The following is a 14,789-nucleotide window of genomic DNA, read 5'->3' as shown; positions in this document are numbered from 1 at the left end:
ACGCGTGAACGATCTTCCTCCTGGTACGCGCCTACAAGACGAATCCCCAAAGCCCCATGACCCTCGCGCACTTTCTCCGCTGGTCGATCCTGCTGCCCCTCTTTGTGCTGCAAGGCTGCTTCCCGTTCATCCCGCACGTTGAGCACACGGAGAGAGACAGCGCCTATGCGGTCGACGAAACTCCCGCCGCCGCCCCCTTGATCCGTCTGGACAACGGCCTCGACTTCCACGGCTTCCACGATTGCTATGTCACAGTGCTGCGCAACGAACCCTGCGGACATCTCGAATTGCTGGGCCTGCCGCAAGGAGCGCATCCGGACTGGAACCTCGCCCTCGACATCGTGAGTCCCATCGGATTCGTGAATCTTGGCGACTATTTCCATCGGCCAATGTCCGCGCATCGGGACACCGGCTTCCGCCTGCTGGGCATCAGCGCGACATCCAGCAGGAACGCCGACCTGGCACAAGGCGAGATCATTCTTGTGGCGACCGCGTCGCAGGCCAGTCGCCCGAAGTACGGCGAGGTCGCCCAGCGTCGCTTCGACGTGTGGCACAACGACAAGCAGCAGTGCGGGGACGGCCTCGTCTCACCCGTGCCGCGGCTCGTGGTCTTCGACGACCATCATCTCTGGGTCTTCGCCGATCCGCCCACCTGCGCCAGGCCGTTGGCGCCTTACGACCTGTTCGCGCCCATCGACGTCCTGACATTCGAGGGCCTGGACGCCGCATCCGAAGCACTCATCCGCACGCCCATGGTGTTGCTCTACCAGGACGAAAAAACCGCTCAACGCCCAACCTTCGGCGACCCGGTCGTGGTTTTCAGGAGCCGCCAGACCCTGAACGGCTCCCCCAAGACACGCGCGCTCTTCGACGAAGTCGACCGCCCCCAGGCGCCGTTCATGTTGGATTCGCGCACGCGCAGCGAGGCGATCGTCACCCCGCTGCATCCGACCCGCCTGTGCCACTACGGGTTCACGCAGATCCACCTCACGATCATGGATTCGAACCAGCTGCCGCGCCTCGAAGGATGCAAGCCTTATTCGGAAGAAGCGTTGAAGCGCCTCCAAGCCGCCCCACCTTGACAGCCAAGCATGAAGGCTCCCATTCGTCGCGGAGTCAGCGCGGTGAGCCAAGGACAGTGGGTCGGCCTGTCCGGCCGGGTTCCTGTCGTGGGCATCGGCCCTGACATCGGGCGCACAAGGCCCCGGTTTTCTCACGCAGCCCTTGTCACCCGCTGCCGCTCGGCCATGTAGTTGCCCGGCGTCACGCCGAAGCAGCGGCGAAACCACCGCGAGAAATGGGCCTGGTCGGTGAAGCCGCACTGCGCCGCCACATCGGCCTGCGCGCGGCCTTCTCGCAGCAGCACCTTGGCCCGTCCGATCCGCGCGAGCCGCGCATAGTGGGCCGGCGTCATGCCGACGGCCATGCGGAACAGGCGATGAAAGTGCTCGCGCGACACGCCCAGCCGCTGCGCCAGCGCGCCGGGGTCGATGCGGCAGGCGTCTTCCAGTTCCAGGGCATTGCAGACCGCTTCGACACGGGCGTCGCCCATCCGGCGCTCGACCGCCATCAGTTCGCGGCCGCTCTGGGCGCGAAGAATTTGCTCCAGCAGGCGACCGACCTGCTCGCCGTCTTGCGACAGCGCGGCGTCGCCCAACGCATCGGCCTTGGCCCTGTCCTGCCAGACCCCGCGATGCAGCACGCCGCGCCGATCCTCGGGCCAGCCGAAGCGCGCCGCGACCCACGCATGCGGCACATACAGCATCACCATGCGAAAGCCCTGCGGGCTGACGCCGGCCGTGTGCAGCGCGAACGGCGCCATCACGACCAGATCGCCCGTCTGCGCTACCTGTCGCTCGCCGCCGCAGGTGAACTCGCAGCGGCCTTCAAGGATGGCGCCCACGCTCCACTCCGCATGCCAGTGCAGTTCAAAGCGCGCCTTGGGATCGGCCGAGAACATCGCCTCGACCTGCGCGCCACCGTCCATCGGCAGGCCGATGACGTGCGAGGCCATAGTGGCGGGGGGATTCATTCCGCCAAGCGTAGCGTCGGCAACGGCATCACACCGCAAGGGCGCCGCGAACGGTGAGGCCCATCCAGCCCGCGCTGGCCTGTGTCGCCTGCACCTCGCCGAGCAGGGCCAGTTCTTCGACCGGGTGAGCGTGAAACTGCAGCGTCGCACTGCCGCCCGTCCAGCCCGACTCGACGCGGTCCACGATGTCGGCGCGCAGATAGCGCGGGGTTGCCGGAACGTGGGGCTGCGTCAGGTCGGGCCAGCCGATGGCGCCGATGGTCGGCGCGGCCAGGAAGCCCAGGGGGTCGGCCTTCTCACCGTTCAGCGTGACCGTCGCATCGACCAGCCGCCGTTCCTTGACGCTGAGGCTCGCGCCGAGGCGGCTCCCCGCCGTCACGGGCGCGGCGGCGGGATGCACCAGCGGCAGGCTGCGCGTCACCCAGGTCTGGCCGATCTTCTTGGGCCAGCCCTGCAGCCAGCCGCGCAGCAGCGAGATGTCCTGGTCGACGTAGATCAAGGGGCAAAAGAAGCGCGCGTCGCCGCCCTGCCCGGCTTCGACCTCCAGCACCACGATGGTCTCGCGGTACTGCGCGTAGACCGGGTCGAGCAGTTCCTGCCCGTCGTTGCCGCAGGACTGCCAGTCCGCGAAATGAACGCAGCCGCGCCCGGTCGGTCGCCCCACTTCCGGCGGCACCAGTGCGCCGCCGCGCGCGGCATCGAACGCGAAGGCGATGTTGACGAGCCAGCCGGCGTAGTGCCAGGGCGGTGCCTGCACGAGTGCGCTGCGGCCGGAAGAAGTGAAAGGCGGTGTGAAAGAGGACGGCATCGGATGTTGGCGAGTACAAGACCATTGCACGATAGGCCCGCCGTCCGGGCCCGTCTTGTACGCCAGTGATCCCGCTACGCCTGCGGCACCATCGCGTGATCGAGCGCATCCGTCAGTTGATCGACCGTGTAGGGCTTGCGCAGCCATGCCGTTCCGCGCATGGCCGTGGCCGGCTGCGCCTGACCCGTCACGAAGATCACCGGCACGTTGTGTTCGCTCAGCAGCTTCTCCGCGAAGTCATGGCCCGACAGCGCGGGCAGGCCGATGTCCACCATCACCACGTCGAACGCGCCGTCGAAAAAGCGCGCCATCGCGGCCTCCGCGCTCTTCACGCCGGTCGCCCAATGGCCCAGGGCTTCGAGCAGTTTCAGGGTCGTGGCGAGCGTGTCGGCGTCGTCCTCCACAAGCAGCACCCGCAGCTTTTGTTGTCGTTCTGGCGATGGAAGCGATTCGGTTGTCATTGAAATGCATTTTTCCAGACAAACCGCCGACGTGCGGGGCCAAAACGGAACCCCCTTCTGATATCTACGGCAGATGGCGGTGTTGTCTGACTCGACGCCCCTCGCCCGGAGAGGAAATTCCTTTCACCGGCCGAGACAAGCCGACGAGAACAAAAAAGCACTGAACGATGACCCGCATCTACCTGATAGAAGACAACCCCCTGATCGCAGCAACGGTGACCGACGGGCTGCAGGCATTTTCCGAATGCGATGTTGTCGGCGTCGCCACCACTTCCGACGAAGCCATCCACTGGCTGGACGCCAACCCCGAGGCATGGGACGCGGCGGTGATCGACGTCTTCCTCGCCAAAGGCAACGGCCTGACGGTGGCGAACTACCTCAAGGAACACAAGTCGCCGGCACAACGCGCCGTCGTGCTCATGAACTACGCCAGCTCCGAAGTGCGCGAAGGCGCACAGTCCGCCGGCGTGGATGCGGTGTTCGACAAGTCGCTGCAGCTCGAAGCCTTCTACGATTTCTGCAAGGCGCTGAACATCTCGCCCAGCCGCTGAGTGGCCTGCACCGACGCGTCGGCCTCAGGCCTCCTCGTACCAACGCTCCTTCGCCAGCATCACGCGGTGGTGCCCGTGCCCCGACGGCATCATCGGAAAGCAGTTCTCCTGCGCCGCGACCTGCACGTCGAGAAAGAACGGCCCATCGCTCGCCAAGCACTCGGCCAGCGCAGCCTCCAGCTCGGCCGGGTCCGACACACGCCGCGCGCCCCAGCCGAAGGCCTTGGCCAGCGCCACGAAATCGGGCAGCGCCTCGTTCCAGCTATGGCTCAGGCGGTTGCCGTGGTTCAGCTCCTGCCACTGGCGCACCATGCCCATGTAACCGTTGTTGCACAGCACCAGCTTCACCGGCACGCGGTGCTGCATGGCCGTCGACAGCTCCTGGATGTTCATGAGCACCGAGGCGTCGCCGCTCACGCAGACGGTCAGCGCGTCCGGGTGTCCGATCTGCGCGCCGATGGCGGCCGGCAGGCCGTAGCCCATGGTGCCGGCGCCGCCCGAGGTGAGCCAGTGGCGCGGGCTGTCGAAGCGCAGGTACTGCGCGGCCCACATCTGGTGCTGGCCCACGTCGGTCGACACGATCGCATCGCGCCCGCCGATGGCCCGTTGCAGCGACGACATCAGTTGCTGCGGCAGGATCGAATCGGCGCGCGGCGTGAAGGCCAGGCAGTCTTCGGCACGCCAGCGTTCGATGCGTTCCCACCAGGGTGCAAGCCGTTCGGGCGCGAAGCCCTCGGCCGGCAGCATCGCCAGCAAGGCGTCGACGATGGCGCCGCAATCGCCCACCATCGGCACGTCCACATGCACCACCTTGTTGATGCTGCCGGGGTCGATGTCGATGTGGATCTTGCGTGCATGCGGGCAGAACTCGTCGAGCTTGCCGGTCACGCGGTCGTCGAAGCGCGCGCCGATGCACACCACGAGATCGGCCTCGTGCATTGCGAGGTTAGCCTCCAGCATGCCGTGCATGCCCAGCATGCCGATGAACTTCGGGTCGGATGCGGGGAAGGCGCCCAGCCCCATCAGCGTGAGCGTGCAAGGTGCGTGCAGGCGATGCACCAGTTGCGTGAAAGCTTCGCAGGCAGCCGGGCCCGAATTGATGAGCCCACCGCCGCCGTAGAGCACCGGCCGGCGCGCAGTCGACAGCAGGTCGACCGCACGCTGCAGCATCGCCTTCGGCGGCAGCGGCGCCCTGCCCGTGCGCAGCGCGCGCAGCTGCACGGGTTCGGCGGCGTGGCTCAGGCGCAGGAGCTGGATGTCCTTCGGCACGTCGAGCAGCACCGGCCCCGGCCGGCCCGAGCTGGCGATTTCGAGCGCGCGCCGCACCAGTGCCGGCACGTCGTCGGCCGAGCGCACCTGCCGGTTCCACTTGGTCACGGGGCGCGACATGCCGAGCGCGTCGCTCTCCTGAAAGGCCTGCGTGCCGATCACGGCGGTGGCCACCTGGCCGCTGATGCACAGCACCGGGATCGAATCGCTCATCGCGTCGAGCAAGCCGCTGATGGTGTTGCCCACGCCCGGCCCCGAGGTGACCAGCACCACGCCGACGCGGCCGGTGCTGCGCGCATAGCCTTCGGCCGCATGCACAGCCGCCTGCTCGTGCCGCACCAGCACATGGCGCAGCCGGGGTTCGCCATGCAGCGCGTCGTACAGGGGCAGCGCCGCACCGCCGGGGTAGCCGAAGATGGTGTCGACGCCGCATTCAACTAGCGTGTCGAGCAGGGCCTCGGCCCCGTTGCGCACGCGCGGTGCGGCCTCGGGGTGGAGGGACAGGGAAGGCGTGAGGGGAAGGTCGAGCAGTCGCATGCCGTCAATTCTTCCGGTTTGAGAGCAAAATATGCTTCTTTCTTTTGGCTCTTTGGACCTGATTAATGAAGAACAATCGGCAAAGCGGTAGTGACAACGAAGGATCTTTCGACAAGATCGACCTGGCGATCCTGCGGGTGCTGCTGCTCGACTCCCGCAAGACGCTGCAGGAGATCGGCAACGAGGTCGGCCTGTCGCCCACGAGTTGCTGGACACGCATCAAGAAGCTCGAAGCCTCGGGGGTGATCAAGCGCTACACGATTGACGTGGACCCGGCCAAGCTCGGCTATCACGACTCGGTGATCGTGCAGGTCACGCTGGAGAGCCACACGGACGAAACGCTGTACGACTTCGGGCGCGTGCTTGCGACCATTCCCGAGATTCAGGAGGCGTACCTGGTGTCTGGGGACTACGACTACTACATCCGCATTGCGGTGCGGGACACGCGTGACTACGAACGGCTGTTGCGCGAGAAGCTGTACAAGATTCCTGGCATTCGGCATAGCAAGTCGCATTTTGTTTTGCGGGTGCTGAAGGAGAGCAGCGTGCTGGGTATCTGAGTTTTTGTGCGGCTTTTTTTGCGCTGCTGTTCTTCAGGGCGGGTGCGAATGACACCAGGTGCTCCCCTCCGCGAATGTCCCCCGCTTCGCTCCTCCTTTATTTCGCTGCGGGAGCACCTGGTGTCATTCGCACAGGACGCGCTGCTGGTGTACCGCCGATCAACCACCGCTCTGAGCGCTCACGTCGATACGGGGCTCTTTTTCGCGAAATAAAGGAGGAGCGAAGCGGGGGACATTCGCGAAAAAGAGCACCGTGTCGGCGTGAGCGACGCCCTGAACGGCAGCGCCAAAACCAAGCACCCAACGCACAACGCGACGAACAGAAGAGCAAGTTTTCATCCATGAGTGCGAACATCGCCGAGAACTGAAACTTTCCCCAGAAAGGATCTTCGGATGTTCGACTTCTTCAAGAAAAAGCCACCAGTTCCCGAACCACCCCCAGCGTCCACGACCCCGCAGCCACTGGCCGGCCGCAAAGGACACATCGGCGGCATCGAGGCGCTGACGCTCGACGGCACTCTGTACTTCTTCGGCTTCGACTTTCGCAGCGACCTCGTCGTGTCGCCGCTGATTCCCGATGCGGCCCTCATGGCACGCTTTGCCGCCGAACACATGGAACAACGCGACGGCGTGCACGACGAGACCTACTGGCGCGAACTCGTGGGCTACGCCGTCGACAACTCCGAACTGTGCAGCGACGAAACCAGCCGCAGCTTCGACAGCCAGGCGCTGGCCGCGGCCATTGCCAGCCTCGGTCGGGTGCAGCGCGAAGGCACGCCCGAACCGGGCTTTGCCATCGAATACCACCTGCGCTACCTGCTGGGCGCCGCTGGTGGCTGGGAAGTGCCGGAAGAAGCCGGCGATGAAGATGCCGACGCGTGGATCCGCCTCATTGCCGGTGCGGCGCCCGTACCCGAGGGCGTGTCGCTGTCCGATGTGGCGGCGCGGCTGCAAAGACACCTGAATGCGCTGGTCGATGCCGCGCCGGGCAACTGGGCAACGCTGTTCGCCGTGCTGAAAAGTTGAGGCACCACCGCCTCGCCCTGCCCGACCGACCGTTCTCAAGCCGCTAAAGCCGGACCAACTCCACCCGCCGGTTCTTCGCACGCCCGGCCTCGTTGTCATTCGGCGCCACCGGCTCGGCCGCGCCCGCGCCACGGGTCGTGAAGCGGCGCGGGTCCACGCCGGCCTTTACCAGCACCGCGATCACCGCCAGCGCACGGCGCTTCGACAGATCGTCGTTGTGCTTCGCCTCTCCTTGCGCATCGGTGTGCCCCACCACCGAGAGCTTCAGCGGCGGATTGCCGCGCATCAGCTTCGTCATTTCATCGAGCGTGGGCTGCGACTCGGGCCGGATCACGTCCTTGTCGAGGTCGAACTGAATGCCGTAGAGGTTGATGCGCCCTGTATCGGCCAGGCTCTTCTGCATCGCCGAGGCATCGACGAACACGATCTTGTCGCCCTCCATCGCCTTGCTCTCGACCACGCGCACGAAGGCGTGGTTGCCGACCTCGGCGTTGTGCTCGGCCAGCGCGATGCTGGCGTACACCGTGCCAGTGGGGCCGCTCTTCTTCGCGAGCAGATAACGGCCGCTCACCGAAAAGTAGTTGCGGATGTAGTCGCCGCGGCTGCCCAGGCGCGGCCACTCGGGGTCATCGAAGGCCAGCGCAAAATCGTAAGGCGAGGTGGTGTCCACGCTGTTGGGCCGCTTCTTGTAGCAGGAGGCATTGGCCGTACCGCAGGTAAAAAGAATCTCGAAACCCTTGGCCTTCAGGCTTGACTCGTAGTTGCGCTGCACTTCGAGCAGCGAGCGGTCGCCGGGCAGCTTGTAGTGATACAGCGATATCTTGCCCTCGAGCTTCAGCAGATCGGGCTTGCCGCCGCCCCAGTTCTGGAACGGCTCCTTGATGAGGCCGACCTCGTCGTAGGCCATGACCTTGGTGCCGTCGAGCACCGCGCCTTCATAACGGCCGACAAGGGGGTGGTCTTTCTCGGGCGGCGCGGCGGCGAAAGCCGAGGTGCAGGCGAAGGCGGCCAGCGAAAGCCATGCCATGACAGCGAAGGAGGCAAGCTGTTTCATCTGGATATCGGGAAAAGCGGCGACACCTCGATGCTAGAGAGTGCACAGGCTGCTGTGCATTCGACGGACGGCCTATGCCACCCGATGGCTTTGCGCTGCATTCGCGGGCGGTCCACAATCCGCCCCCTCCCCGTTCAGGAGAAACCCACGCATGCACCAAGGCACGGTTCACGGATTCGCACACGACCGCTTCGCTGGCGCGAGGGAGGCCTTCGAAGCCAACTTCGCCAACGGTGAAGAACTCGGCGCCTCGTTCTGCGCGACGGTGAACGGCGAGACCGTGGTCGACCTCTGGGGCGGCTTCGCGGACGAGGCGAAGACCCGGGCCTGGGAGCGCGACACCCTCGTCAACGTCTACTCCGTCACCAAGACCATGGCCGCGCTCACGGCCCTGCTGCTGGCCGACCGTGGCGTGCTCGACATCGCGGCGCCCGTTGCGAAGTACTGGCCCGAGTTCGCCGCCAACGGCAAGGCGGCCATCACCGTCGCGCAGTTGCTCAGCCATTCCGCGGGCCTCTCCGGCTGGCGCCCGGCGTGCAGCGGCGAAGACTTCTACGACTGGGACAAGGTGACCTCGATGCTCGCCGCCCAGGCGCCGCTGTGGGAGCCGGGCACGGCCTCGGGCTATCACATCTACACCTTCGGCTTTCTCGTTGGCGAGGTGGTGCGCCGCGTCACCGGCAAGAGCCTCGGCACCGTGTTCCGCGAAGAAATCGCACAGCCGCTGGGCGCGGATTTCTGGATCGGCCTGCCGGCCTCGGAAGACCATCGCGTGGCGGACCTCGTAGGCTTTGAAGTGACGCGCAACACGGCCGAGCTGCAGCTCAGCGACATCCAGCGAGTGACCTTCATCGACACGCAGACCGATGTGCCATCGACGCGCACGCGCGCTTGGCGCGGCGCGGAGATTCCGGCGGTGAACGGGCATGGCAATGCACGCGCCATTGCCGAGATTCATGCGCTGCTTGCCAATGGTGGCATGGCGAAGGGCAAGCGGATCATGTCGGAGGCCGGATGCCGCAAGGCGCTGGCGCAGCAGATCGAAGGGCCTGACCTCGCGATGCGGGGCATGCAGGTGCGCTTCGGCCTGGGCTTTGGTTTGCCGAGCCCGATCTTGTCGCTCTCGCTACCGAATCCCAACTCGCTTTTCTGGTCTGGCGGCGGCGGATCGTTTGCGCTCATCGACATGGATGCGCGCACGAGCTTCGCTTACGCGATGAACAAGATGCAGCGCGGGATGGTGGGCGACGAGCGGTCGTTTCGCATCATTCGCGCGATGTGGCGGGCGATGGGAATCGGGCCGGACGCATCGCGCTGAGCTAAATGGCGATGTGCTCGCGCCGCTGTTGATGCGTGGGATTGCGCCGTCTGTGAAGTGCTTGCAATGGCGAAGCGGAAACCCGCGCGATCCGAGACTTACTGGCGCATTCAGTTTCCCTGCCCGCGCTACACCTCTCTAAAGTAAATGCCCCTGTCGCTCGACGACCCACTGTAGTGGGAAAGAAAGGCATCACACACAACACGCTTTGATGGACGAACCGCTTCGCCTCGCGGCGGACCATCGGTGCCATGCACATTCGATGGAAAACGCGAGGCACAAAAGGCGACGGCCGAGGTGCTGACACACCCCGACCGTCTGACCACATGACGTGCACAACTTTTCAGGAAAGCACAACAAATGGCTGAACGAATTATGGCCGGGCGTCGCAAGCCGGCATCCCGTGGCAACTCGAGCACCACCACGGACGGGCCCGGCGCGGCGGATCTTCTTGAGAACAAGCTGGCGCAGTTGAAGTCGCTGGTGTGGTGCTGCTATGGCAGTGACATCGACTGGTTCGATGGCGCGGGACCGAAGCATTTGGATAACGTGATCTGGCTGGTGGCGGATCTGGTGCATGAGGCGGGGGAGTTACATCAGCAGTGTCTGCGTGAATGGGCTGCGCAACCTTAGTGCTCGCAGCGGCCGAGCGATGAGACGCACAGGAGGCTCCGTACTCGGTAGGCCTTCTTATTGCTCGAAAACCAGTCCCTAAACGCATACACAAGCGTTGCAGGCCCCTTGATCGCTTAGTCGATAAAAATCAATTGGCGGTTACGTAGGCCGAAATTTAGAAATCCCTTAGAACTCTAATTCGTACATCCACAACTTCTTTAATCCGATACTAGTTTCGCGAGTATACGTCAAACACTCCGGCAGCAAAATTGTCACCGCCCCCCGCTGCCGGCCCTCAATATGCCAGTAGATTGCGAAACCCAATGCTTGAACCTTCGTTGAAAGTGGAGATATATATATATATTAGCCGGCTCAGGTCTACGGTCAATTTGAGCGATCAAGGAACTCAAAATCTCCGCGGTAGCAAAAGGATCGTTTGCCGGCGCAAACTGTCGGTTGTTCAACCAGTCTGAACTTTGCGCAACGTCGCCGCTTTCCGAAGCTCGAATTGCGCTTTGCTGATACATATCGGCGCTCAAAGGTGGGAACGCGAATATTGGATAGACACGCGAATCGTCTTTACTGTTCACGACTTCAGAGATTAGACGGTGATCATAGCCCACCGCAATTACCAAGTGATCCAGCGCCTGTGGTTTAGTCGGCCCAGCCATTCCACGAACAGGTCTTACGATTCCAGAAGTAGTCGTAGCAAATTGCGTGTTTTCTTGTTTAAGATAGGCCTCCGGCTCTGAGTACAAAGCGAATAAATTACACGAATTGTCTCGAGCCAATTTTGCAATCAAGAACGTAAGCACGTGGCGCATAAATCCGGTGATGTCAATGCAAACCCTCAACCCGGACAAATCCCCAACAGCGTCAAATATTGCACCAACTTGAGCCACCTCATCTAAAGAGGCTGGACAAATTAAAACACCATTCTGAGGGCGCTCTATTGCCGCATATTGGTATTCAGGGTGAATCACCCAATAACTTCTGGCAGCTCGAACTTCGCCATAAACATTTTTTACTCGATCACTGGAATTGTATGCCGAAATAAAAACATCAAACCCCTGTAATTCATCCTTAATTCTTTGAACATTAATTGTTCGCCGATAGTAATAAGAGTAATCCATTTAGAACAACTCTTCCTGTGCCGGCTGATTTTGAAAATCTTTAAAAGGCTGATTCCACTTCACACGAAGAGCGTTACCCAGTACATCAAATTCACTTGAGAGTTTTGAGTCAAAGATGGAGTTCACCAATTGCGTGCTCAAGCTGAGATCGCCGCGCCGACCAGTCGAAAGCCCCCAATGGGGTGAAAGCATCGGATTCAATTGCATCTTGCGCCGAATTTGCTCCGAATTTCGGTCCGGCCGGCCTGAATAAATTTCTATAAGGAAAGAATAATTTAGAGCCGCTTCCAATGTCACCCGAGCTTCCGCCGTCAATGAGGTGTCGGAAAAACTGACCACCAAGGGGGAGACTTCAGGAATATTCAATGCGTAGCGTGCGGTTCGTAATATCGTCGCCAATCGCTCGGTTGCCGCACGGGCAAGGTCAGAAGCGCTTCCGTGATTCGTATCGCGCTCATAGATAAATCGAGCAGCTTCAAGTGCAGCTTCGGTCTGTAGCTCAATTGAAAGAGGAACCCCACTTCCAAACTCGATCTCTCGAAATGCTGCTATTTCATAAGCTCGACCTAAAATAATCAACAAATTCCTAGGATTACTTGAAGACATGCTGACAAATGTTTCAAATCCCGCATAAGGAACCATTCGAAGGCGCTTAGATTCTTTGCAAATTTGGGCAAAAAGATCACCCTTATAGTGCCCGTATGCATTTGCATACGTAATTCCCTTTTTCTTGCCCAGCAAAAAAGAAATACACTCTTCAGAAATTTTCTCAGCCAACGCGCAAACATCCACTTCGGGATCAAACTCTTTGCAAAATCTGAGCAAATTCAGTTTTTGCAAGATTAGTGGAAATCCATCAATCAAACGCGATACCGCAACCTCAGGCGAGCTATTAGGCTGCTTACGTTCCGAGAATTGAGACAAGAGAGAATAAAACTCCTCTGCGAACGAATTATCAAGCTCATCAATACCCAAGACAGAAAAAGCTGAAGTGCAAAATTCGTCGAAGTTAAGGGTTGCAAAAATCTGTCGAGGCTCGATATTTTTTGGTCCAATCCGCTCGCCAGCCGCAGTTATCCTTTTAAGCACAAATTTTTGCGCAAACTCAGAGTATCGGGGATATTTTCGCAACATCAAATCGAGATTAGTTGTTCGAAATTCCGAGCCCTCACGATTTTCCTCACCGCCAATTGTCTCGAATGTTTTTCGGGCATAAAGCCGGCCAGTAATTCTAAACGTAGCCTTTCCTTCGGCGTAGCGGAGAAGAGAGTTAATAACTTTTTGCTGATCAACAGAGAAATTCTCAATTTCATCGATCAAATAAATCAAAGGTATCCCTTGCAGCTCCTTACTCCACTTTGACAGGGCGTCTTTAACTGGCAAGCACAGTGAGCCCACTGAAAACGGAATTGTCAAATCCAATTTCCCGGTGAACGCAGCATTGTTTATGGCTTCGTCAATAATTCGACGCCATTCGATCACCCAATCCCGCAGATCCTCCAGGCTGTCGCACCGCAAGAGCTCTGGATCTGTTACGTTGCGCGCTAAAACGCCAACGAACGCGGTGTCGTCAAATACCAAATCGCGCGAAGACGCCTTAATATCGCAGAGCGCATCTAGGAGTCCTTCCACAAGCCTCAATTCTAAATAAACACCGAAAAGTGTTTGCCAACGACTGTGCCGATCAGTGCCTACCTCAAACCGAGCGGCATCCAATGCGGTAGCGCGCATAAATATCGCTAAGAATTTTAGACGACGGACAACCGAAATACCAGACTCCCCAGGTTTCCTTAAGCGGGCGGCCGTATAAGAGTAATAGCGTAGGATGTGTGTCTTTCCCGAGCCCTTGCCACCCAAGATATATTTCGAATGGACAGCTTTTGGCTCAAGTACGGCGCTAATAACTTCAGGTCCCAACTCAACCCACAAATCATTAATTTGTGAATCCGTATAGTCCGACGCCCGCACAAGAGTAAAGGGATTTGATTTTTCCACAACTTACTCCCTCAATAAATTTTGTCAAACCTTTTGAACACAGCCTGCCAAGGGCGCAGAGCGCCTTCGTCCCAAAAAATTGGCAATGTGTTATCGGGCGTATTGTGCGAAAAGCCGAGCAATAATTGACCATTTTTATAGCCCAGTGGTAACTGGGGCTGCAGGGCAGCACCATAATGGCTGGCAATTTTTGTCATTTTTCCGATGTCAAACCATGATGGTGGATTTTTAAAATGCCGGGAATTTAACGTGAGACAGTGATATGTCGAATCCAGCTCAAAGAGAGCAACCGCATTGCCGGCAAAAAGGGGGGTTGTATTTAATTTTTGCAGCCCTGCAGTTGTCGCAAACAAGCACATGAAACGAAGATCGATATTCGCATTAGCTTGGCGAATTTTCTTGAGCTGATCTGCAAGATAAATCGATGCTTGAGTCCCCGACCCCACTAAGTCGTCGAAAAATACGTAACGATTTATCTGAGCATGGCGGCGCTCAAGCTGCACTGTTGCAACGCCATTGATGCCTACCACTCTTGACACGAATTCTGTAGATATATCTGAAAATAATTCTTTTGATAGGCGATTCACTTGCCGGAATCGATAGAGCAGATGAGCCCCACTTTCCGCAGGATTTCCGACACCGAGAAACTTTGTCGCAGCTAGCTCCTGCTTGAATGCAGCCTCGAGAATTCCCCAATCTTTGGTGTTGTTGTGATTTCGCCTAGCCCGTTGAATTAATGGTGATCTGAAATGATCTCGATAAAGAGATTTGAGCATTTCGAGTATCGCCTGCCGCCCAAAATACATGAAGCGTGTCAGTGCGAACAATGCGTACAGACGCTCTTCGTCTTCAGAGTAAACTTCCCCAGTGAAATTGGCCTCCCAGGACTGGATATGAGGCCATCTAATTTCATTTTCCCAAGCGTGCTCCGAGAGTGATCGCAAAACTCTGTTGACAGTGGCCCGATCCATTTATTGCTTTCGAAAAACCAAAATGGATTCGTAATCGATTAGCCCAGCTGTTTCATGGCGGCTACGCATCAATCTTCGAGCTCGAATTTTGTCTAAAAGCCAAAGATCTAAACTTAAATTTCGAGCTTTAAATTCGTCAATTAAAAAAGCATCGTTCTCGACAATTTCACCAGCAACTCGATTATTCCCAACGATCATCACAACCCGCCCACCGGGCATAGCAATACGACTTAGTTCATCGACACATTTTCGCATTTCACATAAATACTCTCGAGTTATTGCGGCGCGGACAGGGCTTTGTTTTTCGATTTTTTCTAATTGCCCATCTATTTTTGAGCCAAAAGAAATATTTCCACTGGCAAGAATTTTCACGTGCTCTCGACCTATTGAACGCGATTCCAAGAGGGCCAACTCATTAGGCTTCGCCAAACCTAGCCAGTTCAAACCTAAACTAGTCGC

At 59.3% G+C, this 14,789-nt stretch carries 15 protein-coding genes; 6 read left to right on the top strand and 9 right to left on the bottom strand.

Features of this window, described 5'->3' with window-relative positions:
- Positions 1-56 precede the first annotated feature (56 nt).
- The gene (locus tag H7F35_RS26450) at positions 57-1,082 is read left to right on the top strand and encodes a hypothetical protein (RefSeq protein ID WP_187109509.1); all 1,026 of its coding nucleotides are present in this window, start codon (positions 57-59) and stop codon (positions 1,080-1,082) included.
- Between the two features lie 131 nt (positions 1,083-1,213).
- Here H7F35_RS26450 and H7F35_RS26445 read toward each other — a convergent pair whose 3' ends face one another.
- The 3 genes from H7F35_RS26445 to H7F35_RS26435 all read right to left on the bottom strand — a co-directional run bounded on the left by H7F35_RS26445 (position 1,214) and on the right by H7F35_RS26435 (position 3,301).
- Positions 1,214-2,014: a helix-turn-helix transcriptional regulator gene (locus H7F35_RS26445; protein WP_187109508.1), complete on the bottom strand. Its 801-nt coding sequence runs from the start codon at positions 2,012-2,014 to the stop codon at positions 1,214-1,216.
- A 46-nt stretch (positions 2,015-2,060) separates the two neighbouring features.
- Positions 2,061-2,840 (bottom strand): acetoacetate decarboxylase family protein, encoded by a 780-nt coding sequence (locus H7F35_RS26440; RefSeq protein ID WP_187109507.1) that lies wholly within the window; start codon positions 2,838-2,840, stop codon positions 2,061-2,063.
- A 74-nt stretch (positions 2,841-2,914) separates the two neighbouring features.
- The gene (locus tag H7F35_RS26435) at positions 2,915-3,301 is read right to left on the bottom strand and encodes a response regulator (RefSeq protein ID WP_187109506.1); all 387 of its coding nucleotides are present in this window, start codon (positions 3,299-3,301) and stop codon (positions 2,915-2,917) included.
- Between the two features lie 167 nt (positions 3,302-3,468).
- Here H7F35_RS26435 and H7F35_RS26430 point away from each other — a divergent pair, with 167 nt between their 5' ends.
- A complete protein-coding gene (locus H7F35_RS26430; RefSeq protein ID WP_187109505.1) occupies positions 3,469-3,852 on the top strand; it encodes a response regulator in 384 nt (127 codons plus the stop codon).
- A gap of 24 nt (positions 3,853-3,876) precedes the next feature.
- Here the strand turns inward: H7F35_RS26430 and ilvB are convergent, their stop codons facing one another.
- Entirely contained in the window at positions 3,877-5,658 is a 1,782-nt protein-coding gene (ilvB, locus tag H7F35_RS26425; protein WP_187109504.1) for a biosynthetic-type acetolactate synthase large subunit, read from the bottom strand.
- A 65-nt stretch (positions 5,659-5,723) separates the two neighbouring features.
- Here ilvB and H7F35_RS26420 point away from each other — a divergent pair, with 65 nt between their 5' ends.
- Positions 5,724-6,218: an Lrp/AsnC family transcriptional regulator gene (locus tag H7F35_RS26420; RefSeq protein WP_187109503.1), complete on the top strand. Its 495-nt coding sequence runs from the start codon at positions 5,724-5,726 to the stop codon at positions 6,216-6,218.
- 393 nt (positions 6,219-6,611) lie between these two features.
- On the top strand, positions 6,612-7,244 hold the full coding sequence (locus tag H7F35_RS26415; protein ID WP_187109502.1) for a hypothetical protein: 633 nt from the start codon (positions 6,612-6,614) through the stop codon (positions 7,242-7,244).
- 43 nt (positions 7,245-7,287) lie between these two features.
- Here H7F35_RS26415 and H7F35_RS26410 read toward each other — a convergent pair whose 3' ends face one another.
- Positions 7,288-8,271, bottom strand: coding sequence for an OmpA family protein (locus H7F35_RS26410; RefSeq protein WP_261803359.1), 984 nt, complete (start codon positions 8,269-8,271; stop codon positions 7,288-7,290).
- Between the two features lie 178 nt (positions 8,272-8,449).
- Here H7F35_RS26410 and H7F35_RS26405 point away from each other — a divergent pair, with 178 nt between their 5' ends.
- Positions 8,450-9,616: a serine hydrolase domain-containing protein gene (locus H7F35_RS26405; RefSeq protein ID WP_187109500.1), complete on the top strand. Its 1,167-nt coding sequence runs from the start codon at positions 8,450-8,452 to the stop codon at positions 9,614-9,616.
- Between the two features lie 360 nt (positions 9,617-9,976).
- On the top strand, positions 9,977-10,249 hold the full coding sequence (locus H7F35_RS26400; protein WP_187109499.1) for a hypothetical protein: 273 nt from the start codon (positions 9,977-9,979) through the stop codon (positions 10,247-10,249).
- 254 nt (positions 10,250-10,503) lie between these two features.
- Here H7F35_RS26400 and H7F35_RS26395 read toward each other — a convergent pair whose 3' ends face one another.
- Genes H7F35_RS26395 through H7F35_RS26380 form a run of 4 tightly spaced genes read right to left on the bottom strand, consistent with a single transcriptional unit; the run spans position 10,504 to position 14,702 of the window.
- Positions 10,504-11,364, bottom strand: coding sequence for a hypothetical protein (locus H7F35_RS26395; RefSeq protein ID WP_222621973.1), 861 nt, complete (start codon positions 11,362-11,364; stop codon positions 10,504-10,506).
- The gene (locus H7F35_RS26390; RefSeq protein ID WP_187109498.1) at positions 11,365-13,359 is read right to left on the bottom strand and encodes a hypothetical protein; all 1,995 of its coding nucleotides are present in this window, start codon (positions 13,357-13,359) and stop codon (positions 11,365-11,367) included.
- 11 nt (positions 13,360-13,370) lie between these two features.
- Complete coding sequence (locus H7F35_RS26385) at positions 13,371-14,330, bottom strand: hypothetical protein (protein WP_187109497.1); 960 nt, start codon at positions 14,328-14,330, stop codon at positions 13,371-13,373.
- A complete protein-coding gene (locus H7F35_RS26380) occupies positions 14,331-14,702 on the bottom strand; it encodes a hypothetical protein (RefSeq protein WP_187109496.1) in 372 nt (123 codons plus the stop codon). It lies immediately after the preceding gene.
- Positions 14,703-14,789: the final 87 nt, after the last annotated feature.

The sequence above is a fragment of the Variovorax sp. PAMC26660 genome (assembly GCF_014302995.1).
Classification (GTDB): domain Bacteria; phylum Pseudomonadota; class Gammaproteobacteria; order Burkholderiales; family Burkholderiaceae_C; genus Variovorax.
Note: the sequence above shows the minus strand (reverse complement) of the source record. Positions and strands in the feature narration are given on the sequence as shown.

Bases quoted from the DNA above. Each gene is read 5' to 3' on its own strand.
- H7F35_RS26410 (WP_261803359.1), bottom strand. From the start codon at position 8,271: ATGGCATGGCTTTCGCTGGCCGCCTTCGCCTGCACCTCGGCTTTCGCC.
- H7F35_RS26395 (WP_222621973.1), bottom strand. From the start codon at position 11,364: ATGGATTACTCTTATTACTATCGGCGAACAATTAATGTTCAAAGAATT.
- H7F35_RS26440 (WP_187109507.1), bottom strand. From the start codon at position 2,840: ATGCCGTCCTCTTTCACACCGCCTTTCACTTCTTCCGGCCGCAGCGCA.
- H7F35_RS26385 (WP_187109497.1), bottom strand. From the start codon at position 14,330: ATGGATCGGGCCACTGTCAACAGAGTTTTGCGATCACTCTCGGAGCAC.
- H7F35_RS26430 (WP_187109505.1), top strand. From the start codon at position 3,469: ATGACCCGCATCTACCTGATAGAAGACAACCCCCTGATCGCAGCAACG.
- H7F35_RS26400 (WP_187109499.1), top strand. From the start codon at position 9,977: ATGGCTGAACGAATTATGGCCGGGCGTCGCAAGCCGGCATCCCGTGGC.
- H7F35_RS26450 (WP_187109509.1), top strand. From the start codon at position 57: ATGACCCTCGCGCACTTTCTCCGCTGGTCGATCCTGCTGCCCCTCTTT.
- ilvB (WP_187109504.1), bottom strand. From the start codon at position 5,658: ATGCGACTGCTCGACCTTCCCCTCACGCCTTCCCTGTCCCTCCACCCC.
- H7F35_RS26445 (WP_187109508.1), bottom strand. From the start codon at position 2,014: ATGGCCTCGCACGTCATCGGCCTGCCGATGGACGGTGGCGCGCAGGTC.
- H7F35_RS26435 (WP_187109506.1), bottom strand. From the start codon at position 3,301: ATGACAACCGAATCGCTTCCATCGCCAGAACGACAACAAAAGCTGCGG.
- H7F35_RS26415 (WP_187109502.1), top strand. From the start codon at position 6,612: ATGTTCGACTTCTTCAAGAAAAAGCCACCAGTTCCCGAACCACCCCCA.
- H7F35_RS26420 (WP_187109503.1), top strand. From the start codon at position 5,724: ATGAAGAACAATCGGCAAAGCGGTAGTGACAACGAAGGATCTTTCGAC.
- H7F35_RS26405 (WP_187109500.1), top strand. From the start codon at position 8,450: ATGCACCAAGGCACGGTTCACGGATTCGCACACGACCGCTTCGCTGGC.